This window comes from Candidatus Zixiibacteriota bacterium (genome assembly GCA_017999435.1).
In the GTDB taxonomy this organism is placed as follows: domain Bacteria; phylum Zixibacteria; class MSB-5A5; order GN15; family FEB-12; genus JAGNLV01.
In genome coordinates, this window is sequence record JAGNLV010000007.1 from 69,979 (window position 1) to 89,385 (window position 19,407).

16 protein-coding genes are annotated in these 19,407 nt (G+C 66.0%); 2 read left to right on the plus strand and 14 right to left on the minus strand.

Going from position 1 to position 19,407, the window contains the following annotated elements; genetic code table 11:
• Positions 1-14: 14 nt before the first annotated feature.
• The 11 genes from ctaD to KA261_14330 form a co-directional block, all read right to left on the minus strand.
• Positions 15-1,658 (minus strand): cytochrome c oxidase subunit I, encoded by a 1,644-nt coding sequence (gene ctaD, locus KA261_14280; protein MBP7698970.1) that lies wholly within the window; start codon positions 1,656-1,658, stop codon positions 15-17.
• A 4-nt stretch (positions 1,659-1,662) separates the two neighbouring features.
• Positions 1,663-2,631 carry a cytochrome c oxidase subunit II gene (gene coxB / locus KA261_14285; protein ID MBP7698971.1) on the minus strand — a complete coding sequence of 323 codons (969 nt, stop codon included), beginning with the start codon at positions 2,629-2,631 and terminating at the stop codon, positions 1,663-1,665.
• Between the two features lie 9 nt (positions 2,632-2,640).
• Positions 2,641-3,471 (minus strand): SCO family protein, encoded by an 831-nt coding sequence (locus KA261_14290; protein MBP7698972.1) that lies wholly within the window; start codon positions 3,469-3,471, stop codon positions 2,641-2,643.
• A 116-nt stretch (positions 3,472-3,587) separates the two neighbouring features.
• Positions 3,588-3,935, minus strand: coding sequence for a hypothetical protein (locus KA261_14295; GenBank protein ID MBP7698973.1), 348 nt, complete (start codon positions 3,933-3,935; stop codon positions 3,588-3,590).
• A gap of 9 nt (positions 3,936-3,944) precedes the next feature.
• A complete protein-coding gene (locus KA261_14300) occupies positions 3,945-5,126 on the minus strand; it encodes a hypothetical protein (GenBank protein MBP7698974.1) in 1,182 nt (393 codons plus the stop codon).
• Between the two features lie 10 nt (positions 5,127-5,136).
• Positions 5,137-5,730, minus strand: a complete 594-nt coding sequence (locus KA261_14305) for a cytochrome c (protein ID MBP7698975.1) — start codon at positions 5,728-5,730, stop codon at positions 5,137-5,139.
• 40 nt (positions 5,731-5,770) lie between these two features.
• The gene (locus KA261_14310; protein MBP7698976.1) at positions 5,771-6,331 is read right to left on the minus strand and encodes a DUF3341 domain-containing protein; all 561 of its coding nucleotides are present in this window, start codon (positions 6,329-6,331) and stop codon (positions 5,771-5,773) included.
• On the minus strand, positions 6,324-7,550 hold the full coding sequence (gene nrfD / locus KA261_14315) for a polysulfide reductase NrfD (GenBank protein ID MBP7698977.1): 1,227 nt from the start codon (positions 7,548-7,550) through the stop codon (positions 6,324-6,326). The genes KA261_14310 and nrfD overlap by 8 nt, the downstream gene beginning before the upstream one ends.
• A 167-nt stretch (positions 7,551-7,717) precedes the next feature.
• Positions 7,718-10,747 carry a TAT-variant-translocated molybdopterin oxidoreductase gene (locus tag KA261_14320; GenBank protein MBP7698978.1) on the minus strand — a complete coding sequence of 1,010 codons (3,030 nt, stop codon included), beginning with the start codon at positions 10,745-10,747 and terminating at the stop codon, positions 7,718-7,720.
• Entirely contained in the window at positions 10,735-11,382 is a 648-nt protein-coding gene (locus KA261_14325) for a cytochrome c3 family protein (GenBank protein MBP7698979.1), read from the minus strand. Before KA261_14325 ends, KA261_14320 begins: the two co-directional genes overlap by 13 nt.
• A gap of 329 nt (positions 11,383-11,711) precedes the next feature.
• Positions 11,712-12,584 carry a heme o synthase gene (locus tag KA261_14330; protein MBP7698980.1) on the minus strand — a complete coding sequence of 291 codons (873 nt, stop codon included), beginning with the start codon at positions 12,582-12,584 and terminating at the stop codon, positions 11,712-11,714.
• Between the two features lie 197 nt (positions 12,585-12,781).
• Between KA261_14330 and KA261_14335 the strand changes: the two genes are divergently transcribed.
• Positions 12,782-15,223 (plus strand): carboxypeptidase-like regulatory domain-containing protein, encoded by a 2,442-nt coding sequence (locus KA261_14335; protein MBP7698981.1) that lies wholly within the window; start codon positions 12,782-12,784, stop codon positions 15,221-15,223.
• A gap of 66 nt (positions 15,224-15,289) precedes the next feature.
• On the opposite strand, the gene KA261_14340 is transcribed toward KA261_14335, so the two are convergent.
• Positions 15,290-16,771 carry a DegQ family serine endoprotease gene (locus tag KA261_14340; protein MBP7698982.1) on the minus strand — a complete coding sequence of 494 codons (1,482 nt, stop codon included), beginning with the start codon at positions 16,769-16,771 and terminating at the stop codon, positions 15,290-15,292.
• Between the two features lie 201 nt (positions 16,772-16,972).
• Between KA261_14340 and KA261_14345 the strand changes: the two genes are divergently transcribed.
• On the plus strand, positions 16,973-18,052 hold the full coding sequence (locus tag KA261_14345) for a hypothetical protein (protein MBP7698983.1): 1,080 nt from the start codon (positions 16,973-16,975) through the stop codon (positions 18,050-18,052).
• A 22-nt stretch (positions 18,053-18,074) separates the two neighbouring features.
• Here KA261_14345 and KA261_14350 read toward each other — a convergent pair whose 3' ends face one another.
• Together KA261_14350 and KA261_14355 are read right to left on the minus strand one after the other, a co-directional pair.
• Positions 18,075-18,365: a hypothetical protein gene (locus KA261_14350; GenBank protein MBP7698984.1), complete on the minus strand. Its 291-nt coding sequence runs from the start codon at positions 18,363-18,365 to the stop codon at positions 18,075-18,077.
• Positions 18,362-19,393: a sulfite exporter TauE/SafE family protein gene (locus tag KA261_14355; GenBank protein MBP7698985.1), complete on the minus strand. Its 1,032-nt coding sequence runs from the start codon at positions 19,391-19,393 to the stop codon at positions 18,362-18,364. The genes KA261_14350 and KA261_14355 overlap by 4 nt, the downstream gene beginning before the upstream one ends.
• Between the last annotated feature and the right edge of the window lie 14 nt (positions 19,394-19,407).

The following is a 19,407-nucleotide window of genomic DNA, read 5'->3' on the forward strand; positions in this document are numbered from 1 at the left end:
TTCTTTCGCCATGCTCATGAGACGACCTCCGGCCGCACCGCCCGGCCGCCCGGTTCCACGTTCACCGGGATCACCCGGTCGTAGTCATACGGCCCGTGGGCGAGCGACGGCGTGAAGGGGAAATTCTCGGTCGGCGGCGGCGATGGCGTCTCCCACTCGAGCGTCAGGGCGCGCCACGGATTGCTTCCCGCCCGCCGGCCCCGCGCGAGCGAGTGGATGAGGTAGATTGCCATAATCACGAAACCCGCCCCGAGAATCCACGACCCGAAAGTCGAGAACGCGTGGAGCGGCTGGTACTGGTCGAGGTAGTTGTAGTAGCGCCGCGGCATTCCGTGGAGACCGAGGAGAAACTGGCTGCCGAAGGTGACGTTGAAACCGACAAAGATCAGCGCGCACGCGACTTTCGCCCATGGCTCGTTGTACATCCTCCCGAACATCTTCGGCCACCAGTGGTGCAGCCCGCCGAGGAACGCGATCACCGTCCCGCCCATCATCACGTAGTGGAAGTGGGCGACGATGAAGTAGGTGTCGTGGACGTGGACATCGACCGCCAGCGCCCCGAGCATGATCCCGGTGAACCCGCCGATGCTGAACAGGAACAAAAACGACAGCGCGTAGAGCATCGGCGTGGTCAGCTTGATCGACCCGCGGTAGAGCGTCGTCACCCAGTTGAAGACTTTGATCCCGGAGGGGATGCCGACGAAGAAGGTGAGGAACGAGAAGAGCATGGCCGCCAGCTCCGACTGCCCGCTCACGAACATGTGGTGGCCCCAGACGAGAAAACTCACGAACGCGATCCCGAGGCTCGAATAGGCCACTGCCTTGTAGCCGAAGATCTTCTTGTGCGCGTGGGCCGTGATCAGTTCGCTCACAATCCCCATGCCGGGGAGAATCATGATGTACACCGCCGGGTGCGAGTAGAACCAGAAGAAGTGCTGGTAGAGCACCGGGTCGCCCCCCATGGCCGGATCGAAAATCCCGATCCCCGCCACCCGCTCGATCACCAGCAGCAGAAGCGTGATCCCCAGCACCGGCGTCGCCAGCACCTGGATGATCGCGGTCGCATACATCGACCACACGAACAGCGGCATCCGGTACCACGTCATCCCCGGCAGACGGAGCTTGTGAATGGTGACGATGAAGTTCAGCCCCGTGAAGATCGAGGAGAAGCCGAGGATGAAGGCGCCCAGGGTCATCGAGATCACCGAGGTGTCGGTCTGCGTGCTGTAGGGCGTGTAGAACGTCCACCCGGTGTCGGCCGCGCCCGCGACGATCGAGTAGAGCGCGAAGAGCGACCCGAGCATGAAGATGTACCAGCTCGCGAGGTTCAACCGGGGAAACGCCACGTCCCGCGCGCCGAGCATGAGCGGCAGCAGGAAATTGCCGAGAATCGCCGGCACCCCGGGGATGATGAACAGGAAAATCATGATCGCGCCGTGCAGGGTGAACAGCTTGTTGTAGGTGTCGGCGCCCACCAGGTCCCGCCCGGGGTGGAGCAACTCGAGGCGTATGAGCATGGCCAGCACGCCGCCGACGAAGAAGAACACCGCGATCGCGGCCATGTAGAGGATCGCGATGCGCTTGTGGTCGAGCGTCAACAGCCACGATTTCCACCCCCGGGTGGCATTCAGATAATTAACCGCCGTCGCTTCCGCCATGTCGTTACTCACCGGCCGCCTCGCTGTTGGTGGTGTCCAGAGACTTTATGAAAGCAATGAGGGCGTCGATGTCCCGGTCCGTCAGGATTCCCTGGTAGGTGGGCATGACCGGCTGGAACCCGGCCGTGACTCTCGCCTGCGGCTCGAGTACCGACTCCCGGATATAGTTCTCGTCGACTGTGACAAAGTCGCCCGTCTGCAGCGCCTCCCGGCGGCCCCACAGCCCCTGCCAGGTCGGACCCACGCTCGGCTTGCCGTCCAGCGTGTGGCAGGTGTTGCAGGCGCGGCTCGTGTAGAGCCGGCGGCCGTAGTCGGCCGGTGACTCTCCGGCCCCGGGTCCCCCGGTCGAGGCGAGGAATTCCGCGAACTCCCGCTCCGACACCACCTTCACCTTCGCCAGCATCTCCGAATGCCCCGTGCCGCAGTACTCCGTGCAGAACAGGTTGAACGTCCCGGGCCGCGTCGCCTCAAACCACGTGACCGAGTAGCGGTTCGGCAGCACGTCCATTTTCATGCGGAAATCGGGCACGAAAAGGCTGTGGATGACGTCGCGCGAAGACATGAGCAGCTTGACCGGCCGGTCGACCGGGGCCACCAGTTCGTTGACGCTGTTGGCGCCGTTCGGGTAGTCGAACGTCCAGAACCACTTCTGCGCCGTCACCTTGACCTCCAGGGCGTCGCGCGGCACGATCGTCATGCGCATGTAGGCGCGGAAACCCCATACGAACACGATGAGGATGAGCACGGTCGGCACCGCCGTCCACGTGATCTCCAGCGCGAGATTGTGGTCCCGTCCGTAGGTTGTCCCCGTCGGCCGCCGCCGCCGGTAGCGGATGATGAAAAACACCGTCAGGCCGATGACGATGGCGAAGAGCACGGCCGACGCCCAGAAGATGAAGTAGAAAAGGGAATCGACTTCACCGGCCAAAGTCGAGCCGGCCGGCGGGAAAAACAATGTTCCGGTTGTATCCATCGCTCCTTCTCATCCCGCCGGCGCCGGCCGATGCCGCGTGCGGTACGACTCGCGCAGCCACAAAACCAAGAGGAATCCGCCCAGCCCGAGCACCGTCAGCAGGCCGCCGACCAGCATGACATTCTGCGCCAGGACGACATAGCCGCCGGCGCCCGGATCGTAGTGGTAGCAGTACAAAATGACGCGGTCGAGCGTGCTGCCGATCTTCCCGTCGGCGGCCTCCACAAGCGCCAGCTTCAGGTCGCGCGGGTTGTACTGGATGCCGTGGAGGTAGCGCGACACGACTCCCTCGGGGGAGAGCACGTGCACCACCGCCGGGTGGGCATACTCGTCGCGGCTCTCGTCGTAGTAGTAGCGGAACCCGACCGCGTCGGCAAGTTGCGCAATCGCGGCCGAATCGCCGGTGAGAAACGCCCAGCTCGCCGGCGGCGCCGCCGGCCCGAGCTGCGCGAGGTAGCTGGCCTTCTTGGCCGCCGCCAGGTCCGGGGTCTCGCCCGGGTCGATGCTCACCGTGACCACCCGGTACTGCCGCCCCAGGTCCAGCCCGACCCGCGGCAGCGCCTCGGTCAGGCCGTTGAACACGAGGTTGCACAGCATCGGGCACTCGTAGTACCCGAGCACGAGCAGGACCGGCCGGTCCCCGCCGAAATAATCGCCCAGCGCCACCTCCCGCCCCGCCTCGTCGACCAGCCCGAGCCCGCGGGGGATGGTGTCGCCGAGGCGCTCGTGGACATCGATGCCGCGCAGTTCGGGCGGGTCGGTGCGGACCGTCTGGCCGGCCGCCCCCCCGGCCGCCGCGAGGAGCGCGAGGAATCCTATATTTCGGAGGACACGTTGCATGGCCTGTCTTCGTAACCGCCGGCGGGCCGGAAAGGATCCGGAAAACTGTCTCCTTAAATGATCCATATAATCCATTTTACCGGCCGCCCGGAGCCGCCCCCCGGGGCCGTCCGGCATTACCGCGCTTTCGCGGTAAACGCCTCCTGCGCCTGAAGTTCCATGGCCCGTTCGATGGGAATCCGGTAGCTCCCCGCAGCCCCGTCCTGCACCCCGTACGATTCCAGTTGCTCGACCTCCCGCGCCCGCAGCTCCCGCAGCGCCTTCGACTCCGGCGCCCGCTGCTGCTCGTAGGAGATTTCCTCGGTCACGGCGATGAAGTACTCGTTGAGCACGACCGCGAACGCGATGACGAGCAGGGTGAGAAGCACCCCGACCACGAGCGCTTTGGTCACGTTGACGTCGCTCGTGTCGTACCCGGCCTTTTCCTCCCGGCCGGGCGCCGGTTTATTTTCGGTGTCCGTCATATTCCGTTCCTAATTCGTCAGCTGCATGGACCGCTGGAGCCCGGGGTCGCCCACCGGCACGAGCGGCCGCCTCAGGTGCCGCCGCCAGACGTACCAGATGAAGATGCCGCCGATCCCGGCCATGGTCGCCGCGTCGATCCACGAAAACACGGCTCCCGCGCCGGGGAAATTGGGCTGCACGATCCAATGCAGATCCACCCAGTGGATCGCCAGCAGCCACAGACTCACCGTCGTCAGCGCCGCCACGTTGCGCTTGGTGGCTCGGAACACGAGCGCCACAAACGGCAGGCCGAAGTGCCCGAACACGATCGCCAGGCTCACCGCTTTCCACGGCTCCTGCCAGCGCACGAGAAACCAGACTGTCTCCTCAGGGACGTTCGTGTACCAGATGAGGAAGTACTGCGAGAAGGCCATGTAGGCCCAGAATATCACGAACGCGAACATGAGCTTGCCGAGATCGTGGTAGTGCTCCACTGTGACCACCTCGCGGAGCAGACCGCGGCGGCGCTGGTACGACATCAGGACCACCAGCAGCCCGAGGGCGCCGAGGAACCCCCCGGAGTAGATGTACACGCCGAAAATGGTCGAGTACCAGTGCGGGTCGAGCGACATGAGCCAGTCGAAGGCCGCGAACGTCGAGGTCAGCGCAAACAGCAGCATCCCGGGCGCGCTCACCACCCGCAGGCGGCGCCGGACGTCCTCCGGTCCCCCCCGGTCCTGCAGATCCGAGATCCTGTTCAGGCGGTAGGCCAGGAGGCCCCACACGGCGAAGTAGAAGACCATCCGGACAATGAAGAACGGCACGTTGAGGTAGGCGGCCTTAGCCTGCAGGAGGGGATCCTCGGCCACCGCCTCGGCGTGGGTCCAGTGGTAGAGGTCGTGCATCCCGAACAAAAGCGGCACCGCGAACACGGCCAGGAGCGGTAGCCCGCTCATGATGTTCTCCGCCGCCCGGCGCAGCACGACGCTCCACTTCGCGTTGACGAGGTGGTGGAGCATGGTGAAGAAGAGCCCCCCCAGCCCGATCGTCACCCAGTACGTGAAAGCCGTGAGGTACGACGGGAAGAAGCGGTGAGGATCGACGGCGCAGGCGACGGCGCTGAGCGCGAGGCCGGCGACGCCGATCGCCAGCGGCGCCGCCGCCCGGCGCGAACCGCCGCTCACCCGGTAGGTCTGCGGATCGATCGTCATAACTGTCCCGCTAGGGCCGGAGCCCCCGGCGGATTTCCTCCGGTACATCGGCGGCCGAGGCGTTCTGGCTCCGCTGGAGGGCACGCAGGTAGGCTACGATCGCCCACCGGTCCTCGACCGAAATTTGGTGCTGGTAGGCCGGCATATTGCGCAGGCCGTGCGTGATCACGTCGAAAATGTGGCCGTCGGCCACGCTCCGCAGCCGCGCGTCGTGGAAGGTCGGCGGCGGCACGTACCCCCGCTGCACCATGATCCCCTTCCCGTCGCCGACCCGCCCGTGGCAGGGGGAGCAGTAGATGTCGAAGCGCTCGCGGCCGCGCTGCAAGAACGGCAACGTGACCGCTACCGGCAGCTGCCGGACGGTGTCCCCGGCCGGGGTCACACCCGTGAAGTACACCGCGTCGCCCCGCAATTGCCCGCGGGCCACCGTCCCGGCCGGCGGCGTCCGCATAATCGCCTCATTTCCAAAAAACTCCGTCCGCTCCATCGGCTGGTACTTGGGCTGGCTGTCCATGTCCCGGACCATGTGGATGGGCGTGCGCTGGGAGGGGCGGCCGCGGTAGCAGCCCGCCAAGAGCAGGCTCGCGGCCAGCAGAACGAGCATCGCCGCCCGGCCATATGTCAAACGCGCACGCATCATCGGCCTACCGTTCATCCTCCCCACCGTCGCCGACCACCTCGACTGCCGTCGCCCCGAGCGCCTCCAGCAGCCCGGTCCGCTCGATCTCGGCGAACTTCGGATCATCCGCCTCCACGCTGATGAAGAACCCGCCGCCGGTCACCTTCTCGAACTGCGGCGAACTGAACAGGGGATGGTGCAGCCGGGGCAGGCGGTTGAGGGCCAGCATGCCGAAGAGCGCCGCGAGCGCCGAGGACAGGATCGTGATCGCAAAGAGCGGCGGCACGAACGCCTGGTAGCTGAAATGGGGCTTGCCCGAGATCACCATCGGATAGTCGTACACGTTGATCCAGTAGAGGAAAGCCAGGAACACCAGCAGCCCGGTCGTACCGCACAGGCCGACGATGAATCCGACCGGCGAACGCCCCAGCCCCATCGCCCGGTCCATGCCGTGAATCGGAAACGGCGAGTGCACGTCCCACCGGCGGAAACCCGCGTCCCGCAGCTTCTCCGCCGCGCGGAGCAGGTCGCCCGTGCTCCGGAACTCGGCCAGCACGCCGTACGCTTTCCTGGCGCGCTCAGCCATGGCTGCGCTCCCCGTGGTAGTGCGGATCGGCCTGCGGCAGCACCGCCTTCACCTCCGCCATCGCCACCATCGGCAAAAACCGCAGGAACAACAGGAAGAGCGTGAAGAACAGGCCGAACGACCCGATCAACAGCCCCACGTCGTGCCAGGTCGGGCTGTAGTAGTCCCAGCTCGACGGCAGGAAGTCGCGCGAGAGCGACATGACGATCACGAAACGCTCGAACCACATGCCTATATTAATGAGGATCGACGCGACGAACATCACCGGGATCGCCGTCCGCAGCCTCTTGAACCAAAAGAGCTGCGGCGTAATGACGTTGCAGGTCACCATGATCCAGTAGGCCCAGGCGTAGGGGCCGAAGGCCCGGTTCACGAACGTGAATTTCTCGTAAATGTTGCCGCTGTACCAGGCGATGAAAAACTCCATGCCGTAGGCGTACCCCACCATCGACCCGGTCACCAGCATGATGATGTTCATGCGCTCGAGCACTTTCAGCGAGATGATGTGCTCGAGGCCGTAGACGCGCCGCGCGATCAGCGACAGCGTCATCACCATCGCAAACCCCGAGAAGATGGCGCCCGCCACGAAGTAGGGCGGGAATATCGTCGTGTGCCACCCCGGCACCAGCGAGGTCGCAAAATCGGTCGACACGATCGAGTGCACCGACAGCACCAGCGGCGTCGACACCCCCGCCAGCACCAGATAGGCCAGCTCATAGTGGCGCCACTGCCGGTTCCCCCCCCGCCAGCCGAGCGAGAAAACGCCGTACAGAATCTTCCGTATCTTCCCCTTCGCCCGGTCCCGGAGCGTCGCCAGATCGGGCACCAGCCCGACATACCAGAACATCAGCGAGCACAGGAAGTACGTGCCGACCGCGAAGGCGTCCCACACCAGGCCGCTGCGGAAGTTCGGCCACATCCCCATCTGGTTCGGAATCGGCATCGTCCAGTAGATGAACCAGACGCGCCCGACATGGATGGTCGGAAACATGAGGGCGCAGATCACGGCGAAAATGGTCATCGCCTCCGCGAACCGGTTGATCGAAGTCCGCCACCGCTGGCGCAGCAGGAACAGGATCGCCGAAATGAGCGTCCCCGCATGGCCGATACCCACCCAGAAGACGAAGTTGACGATCGCGAATCCCCATCCCACCGGGATATTGAGACCCCAGATCCCCGTCCCTTTCCAGAACAGGTAGCCGACGTGGGCGAAGAACATACCGGCCAGCGCGGCCGAGACCAGGAACAACACCCACCAGGCCTTCGGGGTCGCGCGCTGCTCGGGGATCCGGCTCACGGCCTCGGTGATTTCCTCGTAAGTAGGATTGCCGACGATGAAACGGTCCTCGTCGATCACCAGGGCGTTCCCTTTGGCGTCCTTCGTGCTCACGCCGGCATCTCCGGATTAAGGTTGCGGATGCGCGCGAGGTAGGTCGTGCGCGGCTGAGTGTTGTACTCGCCGAGCAGCGCGTAATCGCGGTTGCTCTTCTTGACCCGGACGACGTTCGACTCCGGGTTGTTGATGTCGCCGAACACGATGGCCTCGGCCGGACACGCCTGCTGGCAGGCGCTGACCACCTCGCCGTCGCGCAGCGTCCGGTTCTCCAGCCTGGCCTGCCGCTTGCCCCGGCTGATCCGCTGGATGCAGTACGTGCATTTTTCCATGACCCCGCGCGAGCGCACCGTCACCTCGGGGTTCTGCTGCATCCGGATCGTCTCCGGGTAGTTGGCCGTGTAGTGGTAGAAGTTGAAGCGGCGCACCTTGTAGGGGCAGTTGTTGGAGCAGTAGCGGGTGCCGATGCACCGGTTGTACACCATCTGGTTGAGTCCCTCGGCGCTGTGTACGGTGGCCGCCACCGGGCAGACCTGCTCGCAGGGGGCGTTCTCGCAGTGCTGGCAGGGCATCGGTTGGTGCACCACCCGGGGATCCTCGAGGTCCCCCTCGAAATACCGGTCGACCCGGATCCAGTGCATCTCCCGCCCGCGGCGGACCTGGTCTTTCCCGACCACCGGGATGTTGTTCTCCGCCTGGCAGGCGACCGTGCAGGCGTTGCAGCCGGTGCAGGCGCTGAGATCGATCGCCATCCCCCACTGGTGGCCGTCCTTGTACGACGGTTCCTGCCAGGACGAGGGGTACTCGCGCACCAGTTCCCGTTCCTGCGCCTTGGGGCTCTCGGCCATGAACGCCGGGACCACCGCCGCCCGGGCGGCGAAATCGGGATCCCGGCGGTACTCGTCGAGGGTCGCCTCGAGCACAATCGGCCGCCCTTCCATGGATCCGTGATCCTGTGTTGTGGCCAGCTCGTACGACCGGCCGGTGGGGGTGAGCGAGACGCCGGGGGCGGCGTGCATCGCGGCCGCGGTCCGCAGACGGTAGGTGTCGAACCCGACGCCGCTGGCGACCCGGCCGGCCGCCTCGCGGCCGTACCCGAGCGCCAGCCCGACGCAGTAGTCGGCCTGTCCGGGCACGATCCAAACCGGGAGCGTCAGCTCCCGCCCGTTCACCGCCACCCTGACCAAATCTTCGTTCTTGACCCCCAGTTCCTCGGCCGTCTTCGGGCTCAGGGTCGCGACGTTATCCCAGGCAAGTTTGGTGATCGGATCGGGGAGTTCCTGGAGCCAGCCGTTGTTGGCCTGGCGGCCGTCGCCGGTGGTGTAACAGGGATGAAAGATCCCTTCGAGGCCGCGGGCGTCGGCCGAAGCGACCTCCCACTGGTGCGCCTTGATCGCGGCCGCGATTTCACCCGGCCGCACCGTGGCCGCGACCGCCGCCGCCGTCTGCCCGGGCAGGATGCCGTCGTGGAGAGTCTGCCGCCAGCCGTTTTCAAAATCGCCGGCGATCAGCCCGCGCCAGGTCTCGCGCACGAGGTCGTACCCGCGGGCGTCATCTCCCCCGGCCAGAAGTGCGAGCACTTCGCTGTCGCTCTTTCCTCCGTACAGCGGCTCGATGAGCGGCTGGACGAGACTCAGCGTGCCGTCGACCGCCCGCGCGTCCCCCCAGGCCTCCAGGTAGTGCGCGCGCGGCAGATGCCACAGGGCCGCCTGCGAAGTTTCGTCGCGGTGCGTGCTCAGATGCACGGTGGTCGGCACCTTGGCGAGGGCTGCGCGGAATTCGAGGTCGGCCGGGGCGTTGTAGGCCGGGTTGCCGCCGAGCATCACGAGCGCCTGGATCTCGCCGGAAGCCATCCCCTTCACGAGCTCCGCCAGCCCGGGGCTGTCGGAGCGGGCAACGTCCGGATTGTCCACATACGTAATGGTGCGGCCCGTGTTGCCGAGGGCCTCGTTGAGCGCTGCCGCCAGCGCGTGCACCGCCGAAGGCTGCCTGCGCCCGACCACCACCAGGCTCTCCCCGCGCGCCCGCAAAAGATCACCGGCCAACGGGGCCAGCCACTGCGCCGCCGCACCGGAGAGCTGCGGGATTTTCGCCCCGCCGAGCATCTCGAGGGGCAGTCCCTGCCGGGCCAGTTCGGCCGCCAGGGCGAGCGCAAACGAGCCGACCTCGCGCGCACGCAGGCGCAGCCGGTGGTCGGCGTTGGCGCCCGTGACCGACAGCAACCCCTCCACCGCATACAGACGGTTCATCCGGTCTTTCTCGGAGGTCGTCCGCCGCCCGGCGGCAAACCCGTGCGTCGCCGCCACCATCTCATCTTCGGTCAGCAGGAAATCGCTGTCGAGGGAGAGGATCACCTTCGCCCGGTCGTAGTGGAAGACGGGCTGGAGGTCGCGCCCGAAGGCGATCCGGAGCGCCTCCTGCCGCCGCTCGTCGGCCACCGGCGCCCAGGCGATCCAGCGGGCGTTGGGGAACCGCTGCTGAAACGCCCGTCGCAACCGCGCGATCGTCGGCGATGACGACGGCTCCGCGAGCACCGCCAGCCCGCGCCCGCCGCCGGCCTGGAAAGCGAGGAACTGCTCGCGCCAGAACGTCACGAAAGCGCCCCAGTCGGTGTTGACCCCCTCGCGCACAAAGGCGGCGGAGCGATCGGGATCGTAGAAGTCGAGAATGGACGCCTGGATCGCGGCGTTGGCCGCCCCGCGCGTCGATGGATGCAGCGGGTTGCCCTCGATCTTGGTCGGCCGCCCCTCGTGCGACTCCACGAGGATCCCGTAGGCCGAGGTCCCCCACGGCATCGTGGTCGCGTAGGTGACCGGGATGCCGGGGACAAGGTCCTCGGGGGGCTGGACGTAGGGAACGATCTTCTCCTCGGGCCGGCGGCAGCCGGAGAGGCCGGCGAGCGCCAGCGAGGCTCCCATGAGGGTGAGGAAACTCCGCCGGCTCCAGGCATTGGCCCACTCGGAGGCTCCCTGGGGAAACTCGCGGTGCAGCCACTCCTCGAACTCCGGCGTCCCCGTCAACTGGTCGAGACTGCGCCAGTACTGCCTGCCCGTCAGGGACCGGTCGTCCTTCAGCGATGACATGTCCAGCAATCCTCCGACGGCCGAATGTGGTGTTCCTGCATGAAGCGCTCCGCCCAGTCGGCGTGGTCGGGCGCGGGCGCCCAGGTCATATTCGTAATCTGATCGAGCGGGCGAAGGTGCGGCGCCGGGTTCCGGTGGCAGCTCAGACACCAGCTCATGCTGAGCGGCTGGACCTGCTCGACAACTTCCATCTGCGCCACGTTGCCGTGGCAGCTGAAACACCCGACGCCGCTCTGCACGTGCCGGGCGTGGTCGAAATAGGCGTAGTCGGGCATCTTGTGGATCCGCACCCACTCGATCGGGCGGCCGGTCGCGAAACTCTCCCGCACCGGCAGCAGCTTCTGGCTCTCCGGCAGAATCAGCTTGTGGCAGTTCATGCACGTCTGCGTCGGCGGAACCGTCGCGTATCGCGACTGCTCCACCGCCGTGTGGCAGTAGCGGCAGTCGATTCCGAGATCCCCGGCGTGCAGCTTGTGGCTGTAGGCCACGGGCTGAACCGGCCGGTACCCGACGTCGGTGTAGCGGGGGGACCCGTAGTACCAGACGCCGAGGACCGCGGCCGCGCCGATCACGATCGCCGCCGCCGCCAGCAGCAGGGGCAAACGATTTGTCCAGACTGGAAAGATCTGAGCCAAAACCAATTATCTCTGCGCCGATCGAGGGATCCTCGCGCGCGCGGGCGCGGTTCGGGGCGCGCAACGAATCCGCCCGGTTCCATCCCAATCATGTACAGCCGACAGTCCGCAACGATACGCCTCCGTCGGCCCGCTGTCAACACAAAAAGACGCTATCGAAGAACAAAATAGTCCATTTATCGCAACCGCCGCCCCCGGCCGGCCGGAGTCTCTCCGGCGCGGCGGCCGCGCCGACTTTGTACCGACGAACCTCCCTGGCCCAACGAACCTTAGCCAACGCAAATGCGGACCGATCGGTCCGCATGCGGGAACCTCTGCCGCACCCGCGCCTACAGCCAGCGCTGCAGCACGCCGTCCGCCATCATCGCCCCGAAAAGGCTAAACAGGTACACGATCGAGTAGCCGAACAGCGACCGGTATCCGGCGACCGACTGCTCCCGGCGCACGCGGGCCGCCCGGCGGATGAACTGCCCGCCCAGAAGCGCGGCCACGGCGAAGTAGAACCACCCGGCCGTGAACGCGATCAGCACCAGGCTCGCCCCCACCACTGCCAGCGTGTACGCGAAAATCCGGTCGACCGTCGCCCGATCCCCCTTCACCAGGGGCAGCATCGGCAGATCGACCTTCTCGTAGTCGTCCTTGCAGTAGAGAGCCAGCGCCCAGAAGTGCGGCGGCGTCCAGAGGAAGACGATCGCGAACATGATCCACGGCGCAACCGCCATCGCTCCCGTCGCCGCCGTCCACGCCCCCACCGGCGCCATGGCCCCGGCGATTCCGCCGATCACGATGTTCTGCGGCGTCGTCGGCTTCAGGTACAGCGTGTAGAAGAGGCTGTAGAACAGGATGGTCGCCAGCGCCAGCGCGGCCGTGAGCAGGTTGAAGAAGAGTGCGAAGACGGCCACGCCGAGCACGCCGATCGCCACCGAGAAAACCAGCGCCCCGGCCGGGCTGATCTGCTTGCGCGGCAGCGGCCGCCGCCCGCTTGTCCGCTTCATCTGCGCATCGATGTTCCGCTCGAAATACTGGTTGAGGGCGTTGGCCGAGCCGCCCGCCAGGTACAGGCCGAGCAGCACGAGCAGGAACCGCCCCGGCCGGTCGAGCAGACTCCCCTCGATCACGAGCGAAGCCGTCCCCGTGAACACCACCAGCAGCATGATCGACGGTTTGGTCAATTGAAAGTAATGTGCGAGCGTCGCTTTCATCGGCCTGTTTCTCTCCGCCGGCGGGACCTTCCCCGCGGCTCGCGCTCTGCAACCGCGCACCCCCGCCGAAAGTTCCGCGCTTCGCGGCCGGGAACGCCGTTAAATCGAGCAAACTTGTCCACCTTATTACGGTATTCCGACTCCGTTGTCAATATCCGCGGCCGCGAAACTTGACTTTTTTCTCCCCGGTCGCTATTTTGGCCACCGTGTACGCGCCGCAACCGGTATATCGGGAGTGCACCACGCGCGCCGCCTGTCTTTTCCGGCGGGTCCGGTTCGCGCTGCTCCCCGCCGCGGTCGCGCTCGTCCTCGGCGCCCCTCGCACCGCCGCCGCGGCGATAATCGAGGGAACTATCTGCGACTCGGCCACCCACGAGCCTATCCCGCGGGTCACAATCCGCGTCGAGCATGAGGACCGGGTGATGTTCTCCAACGAGGACGGCTACTACCGTCTCCGGCTCGACCCCGGAACCCATCGCCTGCGCTTCACCCACATCGCCTATTTCCCGGCGGCCTGCGACGTCGCCCTGAGCGACTCGACCTCGTCCCGGGACATCCTCCTCGCCTCCTGCCTGATCGACGTCCCCGGCACGCGTGTCTACTCCCGGGCCTACGACCCCGCGCAGGAGATTATCGTCGAGGCGATCCGGCACAAAGAGGAGCTGCTCGCCCGGATCAGGGACTACCGATTCGAGGGCTACACGAAACTCGCGGTGCGCCGGCTCACTGACGACGGGCCTGCCGAGTATTTCGCGATCATCGAAAGCCAGCTCGAGGGTTGGTTCCGGCAACCCGACCGCTACAAGGAGATCATCACCGCCCGGCGCCAGTCCGCGAACATCCCCGCCGAAGTGAATATCATCACGATCGGCGAGATCTTCAACTTCAACGCCAACCGCATCGACCTCGGGCAGCCGGTCGTTTCCCCCACCGCCTCCGACGCTCTCGACTACTACAATTATTACCTGCTGGATACGGTGCTGGTCGACGGCGCGCCGGCGTTTCTCCTGGAGGTCGAACCCCGCACCGATGCCCACGCTCTCTTCGCCGGCCGGATTCTGATCGTCGATTCGGTCTACGCCGTCGCCGGCGTCGACCTCGGCCTGAACAAGGGCTTCGACTCGCCGTACCTGAAGGATCTTCGCTTCACCCAGCGCATGTCCCGCTTCGACAATGACATCTGGATGCCGGTTGAGATCCGGTTCGACGGCGATTTCCAGTCGCCGCTCCCGCTCATTCCCGACCTCCGCTTCGCCTACACCGGCCTGCTCAACCGCCTCGTGATCAACCAGGGCATCCCCGAGGAGCGCTTCGACCGCTACGTTCTCGAGGTGGCGCCGGAGGCCGACGACCTCGACTCGGCCGCCTGGGAGCAGGGCGCCCTCCTGCCCCTGACCGAGAGTGAGCAGACGGGCTACCGGTACCTCGACTCGCTGAAGCACCGTCCCCTCACGCCGCGGCGGGCCCTGGGGTACGGCGTCATGCTCGCGGCGGCGGGCACCATGGCGCAGTCCGCCCACAAGTTCTTCCACTTCAACCGGGTCGAGGGACCCTACCTCGGCGCGGGCGCCAATCTGACCAAACTCGTTCCCCGCTCCGAATTGTCCCTCAAAACCGGCCGCGCCTTCGACGCCGACTGCTGGCAGCACCATTACCGGCTGCAGGTGCTGCTCCACGAGCCGACGCAGTTGAAAGCGGCCATCGGCTACCGCGATGAAATCGTCGCCCGGCCCAACATCTACGGCGACCAGGCCCTCAACCCCACTTTCGCCAACCTGTTCTTCAAGTACGACCCCATCGACTATTACCTTGAGAAAGGTTTTGACCTCGGGCTGTCGCTGCGCATCCTCCCGCACACCTCCGCCACACTCGGCTACCGCGACTTCCGGCAGTCGACAGTCGGCAACACCACCGAATACAGCCTGACCGGCATCGACCGCGCTTACCGCTCCAACCCGGTGATCGCCGACGGCCGTCTGCGCGCCCTCTCCGCCGGCCTCGCTTACGACTCCCGGCCGCTGGTTCGTTTCAAGGGCCGGGAGCAACAGGTCATGGCGTACCCCTACACGTCGGTGCGGCTCGAGTTCGAAGCCGCCGATCCGGATCTGATCGCCACCGATTTTCACTTCCGCCGGTACGCGCTCTCGCTGGTGCGGGTGCAGTCGCTGGCCGGCTGGGGATTCACGTCGCTCCGCGCGTATGCCGGCGGCTCGGACTACGCCCTGCCGCCCCAGCGCTTTTTCACGGTCTCGCTGGAGAACCCGTACGAGCCGTTCCTCGAGTTCAAAACGCTCAGCGATTTCAACGTCACCGGCGACCGCGTCGCCGCATTCTACCTCGAGCATGATTTCGGAGGCACGCTCTTCCGGCGCCTCGGCCTGCCCCTGCTGGAGGAGTTGCCGTTCGGTCTGGCGGTTTACGGCGGATCGTTCTGGACCGATATCCGCGCCGCCACCCGCGCCAGCTTCCCCGCTGCCTTCGCCGGTGCGCCGGACCCGCCCAAAAGCGCGCCGGACTGGTATTCCGAAATCGGCTTCGGCATTTCCCGCCTGCCCCTCTTGGTGGAGCTGCTCTTCACCTGGCGGGTCTCGGCCCACGAGAGCGACCGCTTCAGCTTCAAATTCAACATGAGCTTCTGATTCGGGCCAAAAGAAACCGGGCGGCCCGCCCGGCCGCCCGGTCAAACTCCTGTCCCTGCCACTCTGTTAAAGGGTGAAAGCGATGAAGAAGTAACGGTCCTGGCGCTGGACGCGCAGCAGGACGTCGTCCCCCTTTCCAACCCCCGACAACAGGCTCCGGAGCTCATCGACCGATCGCACCTGCCGCCGATTGACCGCCCGAACCACGTCCCCTTCGCGCAGCCCCGCCTGGTACGCGGAGCTCTCGGAATCCACGGCGATCACGACGGCGCCGCCGGCCCCGCCTTCCACTCCGTACTCGCGCGCCAGATCTCGGGTCAACTCGGCCACCTGGAAACCGAGGGTCTCGTCCAGCGATGATCCGGGCCCCCCGGCCGCGGCCGCCTCGGCCGTCATCTCCACCAGCTTGACCCACACCTGGTTTTTCGCGCCCTCATGGAACACAGTCAGGCTGGCCCGGGTCCCCGGGCGAATTTCGGCGATCCGGTTGCGCAACTCCGTGGAATTCTGGACCGTCTGACCGTCGATCGCGAGGATCACATCCCCTTCCTTCAGACCCGCATCCTCGGCCGGACTTCCCTTCACCACCTCCTGCACGAGCGCCCCCTGGGTGCTCTCCAGGCCGAGGGTGCGGCTCATCGCCGGCGAGATGTCCGAGATCGACACCCCCAGCCAGCCGCGGACCACGTGCCCTTCCTGAATGAGCGACTCCATCACGTACTTCACCATGTTCACGGGCACCGCGAAACCGATCCCCTGGTACCCGCCGCTCTGAGAGGCGATCGCCGTGTTGATCCCAATCAACTCCCCGTCGAGATTCACCAGCGGCCCGCCCGAATTGCCCGGATTGATGGCTGCGTCGGTCTGGATGAAGTCCTCGTAGTCGGCCAGCCCGACGTTGGACCGCCCTTTGGCGCTGACAATCCCCTGCGTTACCGTCTGCGCCAGATTGGGCGAGAGCGGACTGCCGACCGCGACCACCCACTCGCCGACCCTGATATCGTCGCTGTTGCCGAGGCGGATGGCTCGAAGGCCGTTGGCGTCGATGCGCAGCACGGCAATGTCGGTGCGGGGATCGGTCCCGATCACTTTCGCCGTCTGCCGCTGCCCGTCCGATGTCTGCACATAGATGGTGTCGGCGTCCTGGACGACATGGTTATTAGTGACAATGTAGCCGTCCTCGCTGATGATCACTCCGGAGCCGAGCCCGGTCTGCCGGTACTCCTGTTCCGGCGCCTGCCGCCCCGGCGTGCCGAAGAACTGATCGAAAAAGCCTCCGAAGGGGCTGTTGTAGAAGGGGTTGCGCATCCGAAGGACGCGCTCAGAGAAGACGGTCACGACCGATGGCCGCACCTCGTCGGCGATCTCGACAAACGCGTTCCCGAGGTCGCGCAGCGATTGTATCGGCCGGTCGGCCGGGCCGGCCGCCTGCCGCTGGTTCTGCGCTTGGACGGAATTGGGGTAGTCGAAGTACTCCGTGATGATTCCGCCGGCAACAAGCAGCCCGATGACAACCAGCATCGGCGTCAAATACTTGCCCCGAATCATAACCTTGGCACTCCTTTACACTGGTGAGGCCGCCTTCCCGCCTCACGGTTCTTTCCAATATAGTACACCCTTCCGCCCGGCCGGTTTCCTGCCGATTCGCGCTCCCCGCCCGACCGCCCAGCGTCCGGTTTTTAGTTGCCAACGGCCCCCGGGGAATGTAGATACTCTGGTGCAATCTTTCATTCTACACAAGAGGCCGATATGAGAGCCATCCCCGCCCCCGCCCTTCGGGCCGCCTTCCTCATGGCGGCGGTCGCACTCGCCGTGGAATGCTCCGATGACTATAAAAGCACGGATAACCCGGAGCCCGGAAGCCCGGTCCTGGCCGCCATCGGCCCCCGGAGCACGACGACAGACGTCCCGCTCGCCTTCACCGTCACCGCCACCGACCCGGACGGCCAAATCCCCGCACTGTCGGCCGTCGACCTCCCTGAGGGCGCATCGTTCACCGACCACGCCACCGGCGCCGGCGACTTCGCCTGGACCCCCACGCTCGCGCAGGCCGGAACCCACCAGGTGACGTTCATCGCTTCCGACGGCGCCCTCACCGACCAGGAGATCGTGACGATCACGGTCAGCGAACCGGGCGAGCAGACAGCGATCATCGCCGACCACCGCGCGCCCGAGCGGGCGGCGCAGATTCCCGGCGCGATCCTCGACCGAATCCGCGACAGCCTCACCATTTACTTCGGCCACACCTCGCACGGCTCCCAGTTGCTCACCGGCATGGATCTGCTGGCAGGGATGAGTTCCGCCTACCTCCGGCCGGCCATCACCGAGTACGGCGATGACCTCGGGGTGGTCGGCGACACCACCTGGACCGCCGAAATCAGAAACTACCTCAACGGTCACCCGGAAACGAATGTGGTGATCTGGTCGTGGTGCGGCGGCGTGTCCGAAAATACGGAAGCCGGCATCAACGCCTACCTGACCGCCTGGTCCGACCTCGAAACCGATTACCCCGACGTGGACTTCATCTACATGACCGGCCATCTCGACGGCACCGGCCCCGCCGGGAACCTCTATGCGCGCAATAACCAGATCCGGGCCTACTGCGTCGAGCACGGAAAGACCCTCTTCGACTTTGCCGACATCGAAAGCTACGATCCCGATGGCGCTTACTACCCGGATGAAACCGACGCCTGCAACTGGTGCGCGGACTGGTGCGCCACGCATTCGTGCGAGAGCTGCAGTTGCGCCCACTCCCACTGCTTCAATTGTTACCGCAAGGGCCAGGCGTTTTGGTGGCTGTTGGCCCGCCTCGCCGGCTGGTCGGGATGAGCGCGGCCCCTGCCGGCTGCGCCTACCTGAACCGACGGCTGACATTCATGACGCGCAGGGCGCGGAGATCGGTCGCGCGGTAGGCGATCCGTACGGTGTCCCCCGGCGCCGGATCGGAGCCTTTCTCGGCCCCGGTCAGGTCGAGCGCCACCGTCCTCCCCGCCGCCCGTTCATCGGACAGGACCACGATCCCGGAAGAGGGATCATAGCTGACCACAGCCCCCTGCACGACGGACGGGGCGTCGCCGCACGATGGGGCGGCGGACGCGAGCAGCAGAGCCGCGGCTGCCCCCAGGATCAGGCGCCTCTTCATGGCGTCTTCCCCCCCGCCGCCCGCCGGGCCTCCGTCCGCTCCCGCAGCATCCCCTGCACGAGCAACGCCACGATCACGCCGCTGATCGCAATTCCCGCCGCGAGGATCAGAACCGACGACAGCAGTTGCAGGCGGACTTGTTTCAGGAGGACCGAGGCCCAGGCAATGAAGATGGTGACGGCGAACAACAGCCGGATCGAATAGCCCCGCACATACTTCACCGCCACCGCGCCGATCTGCGCGCCCACCGCCGCCCCCGCCAGCATCCACATCGCCGCCAGCAGATCGACCCGCCCCTTGAGACCGTACGTGAACCCGCCGTAGGCCCCGGTGACCATCACCTCAAACAGATCCGTCCCCACCGCCACCAGCGTCGGACAGCCGACCAGGTAGATGAGCGCGGGCATGCGGATGAATCCGCCGCCCACTCCCAGCACGCTGGCGACTGCGCCGGTGACGAGACCGACGAGGACCGGCAGCCAGAGCGAGCACCGGATGCGCGAGGTCGTGAAAGTGACCATCGGCGGAAGGTTGATCCGCTGGAGCCGCTGCGCCAGCGTCGCCCGCACCGGCGCCGCCCGATCACCCGGCGATGCCGCCTGCCGCCGAGCGTGTCTCCGGTAATCGTACAGCACGTAGCTCCCGATGAGGAATAGAAAGACGATGTAGATCGTCCGAATCATCGATTCCGCCAGGCCGTGCCGCTCCAGAGCCATCACCAGTTTCGCTCCCAGCTCGATGCCCGCCATCGTGCCCACCATCATCGCCACCGCCAGCCGCATGTCGACATTGCCGAATTTGCTGTGGCGGATCGTGGCGACGATCGATTTCCCCCCCATGTGCGCAAGGTCGGTGCCGATCGCGTAGGGCATGGGGAAACCGAAGATGTTCAGAGCGGGCGTGACAATCCACGCGCCGCCGATGCCGAAAAATCCCCCGCACACCCCCACCGTTGCCCCGATGAGCAGCAGGAGCAGAGCGTTCATTTCCGTCCCGGCGATCGGCAGGTAGATGGTCAGCATATCCATGCCCGTGTTCCCCC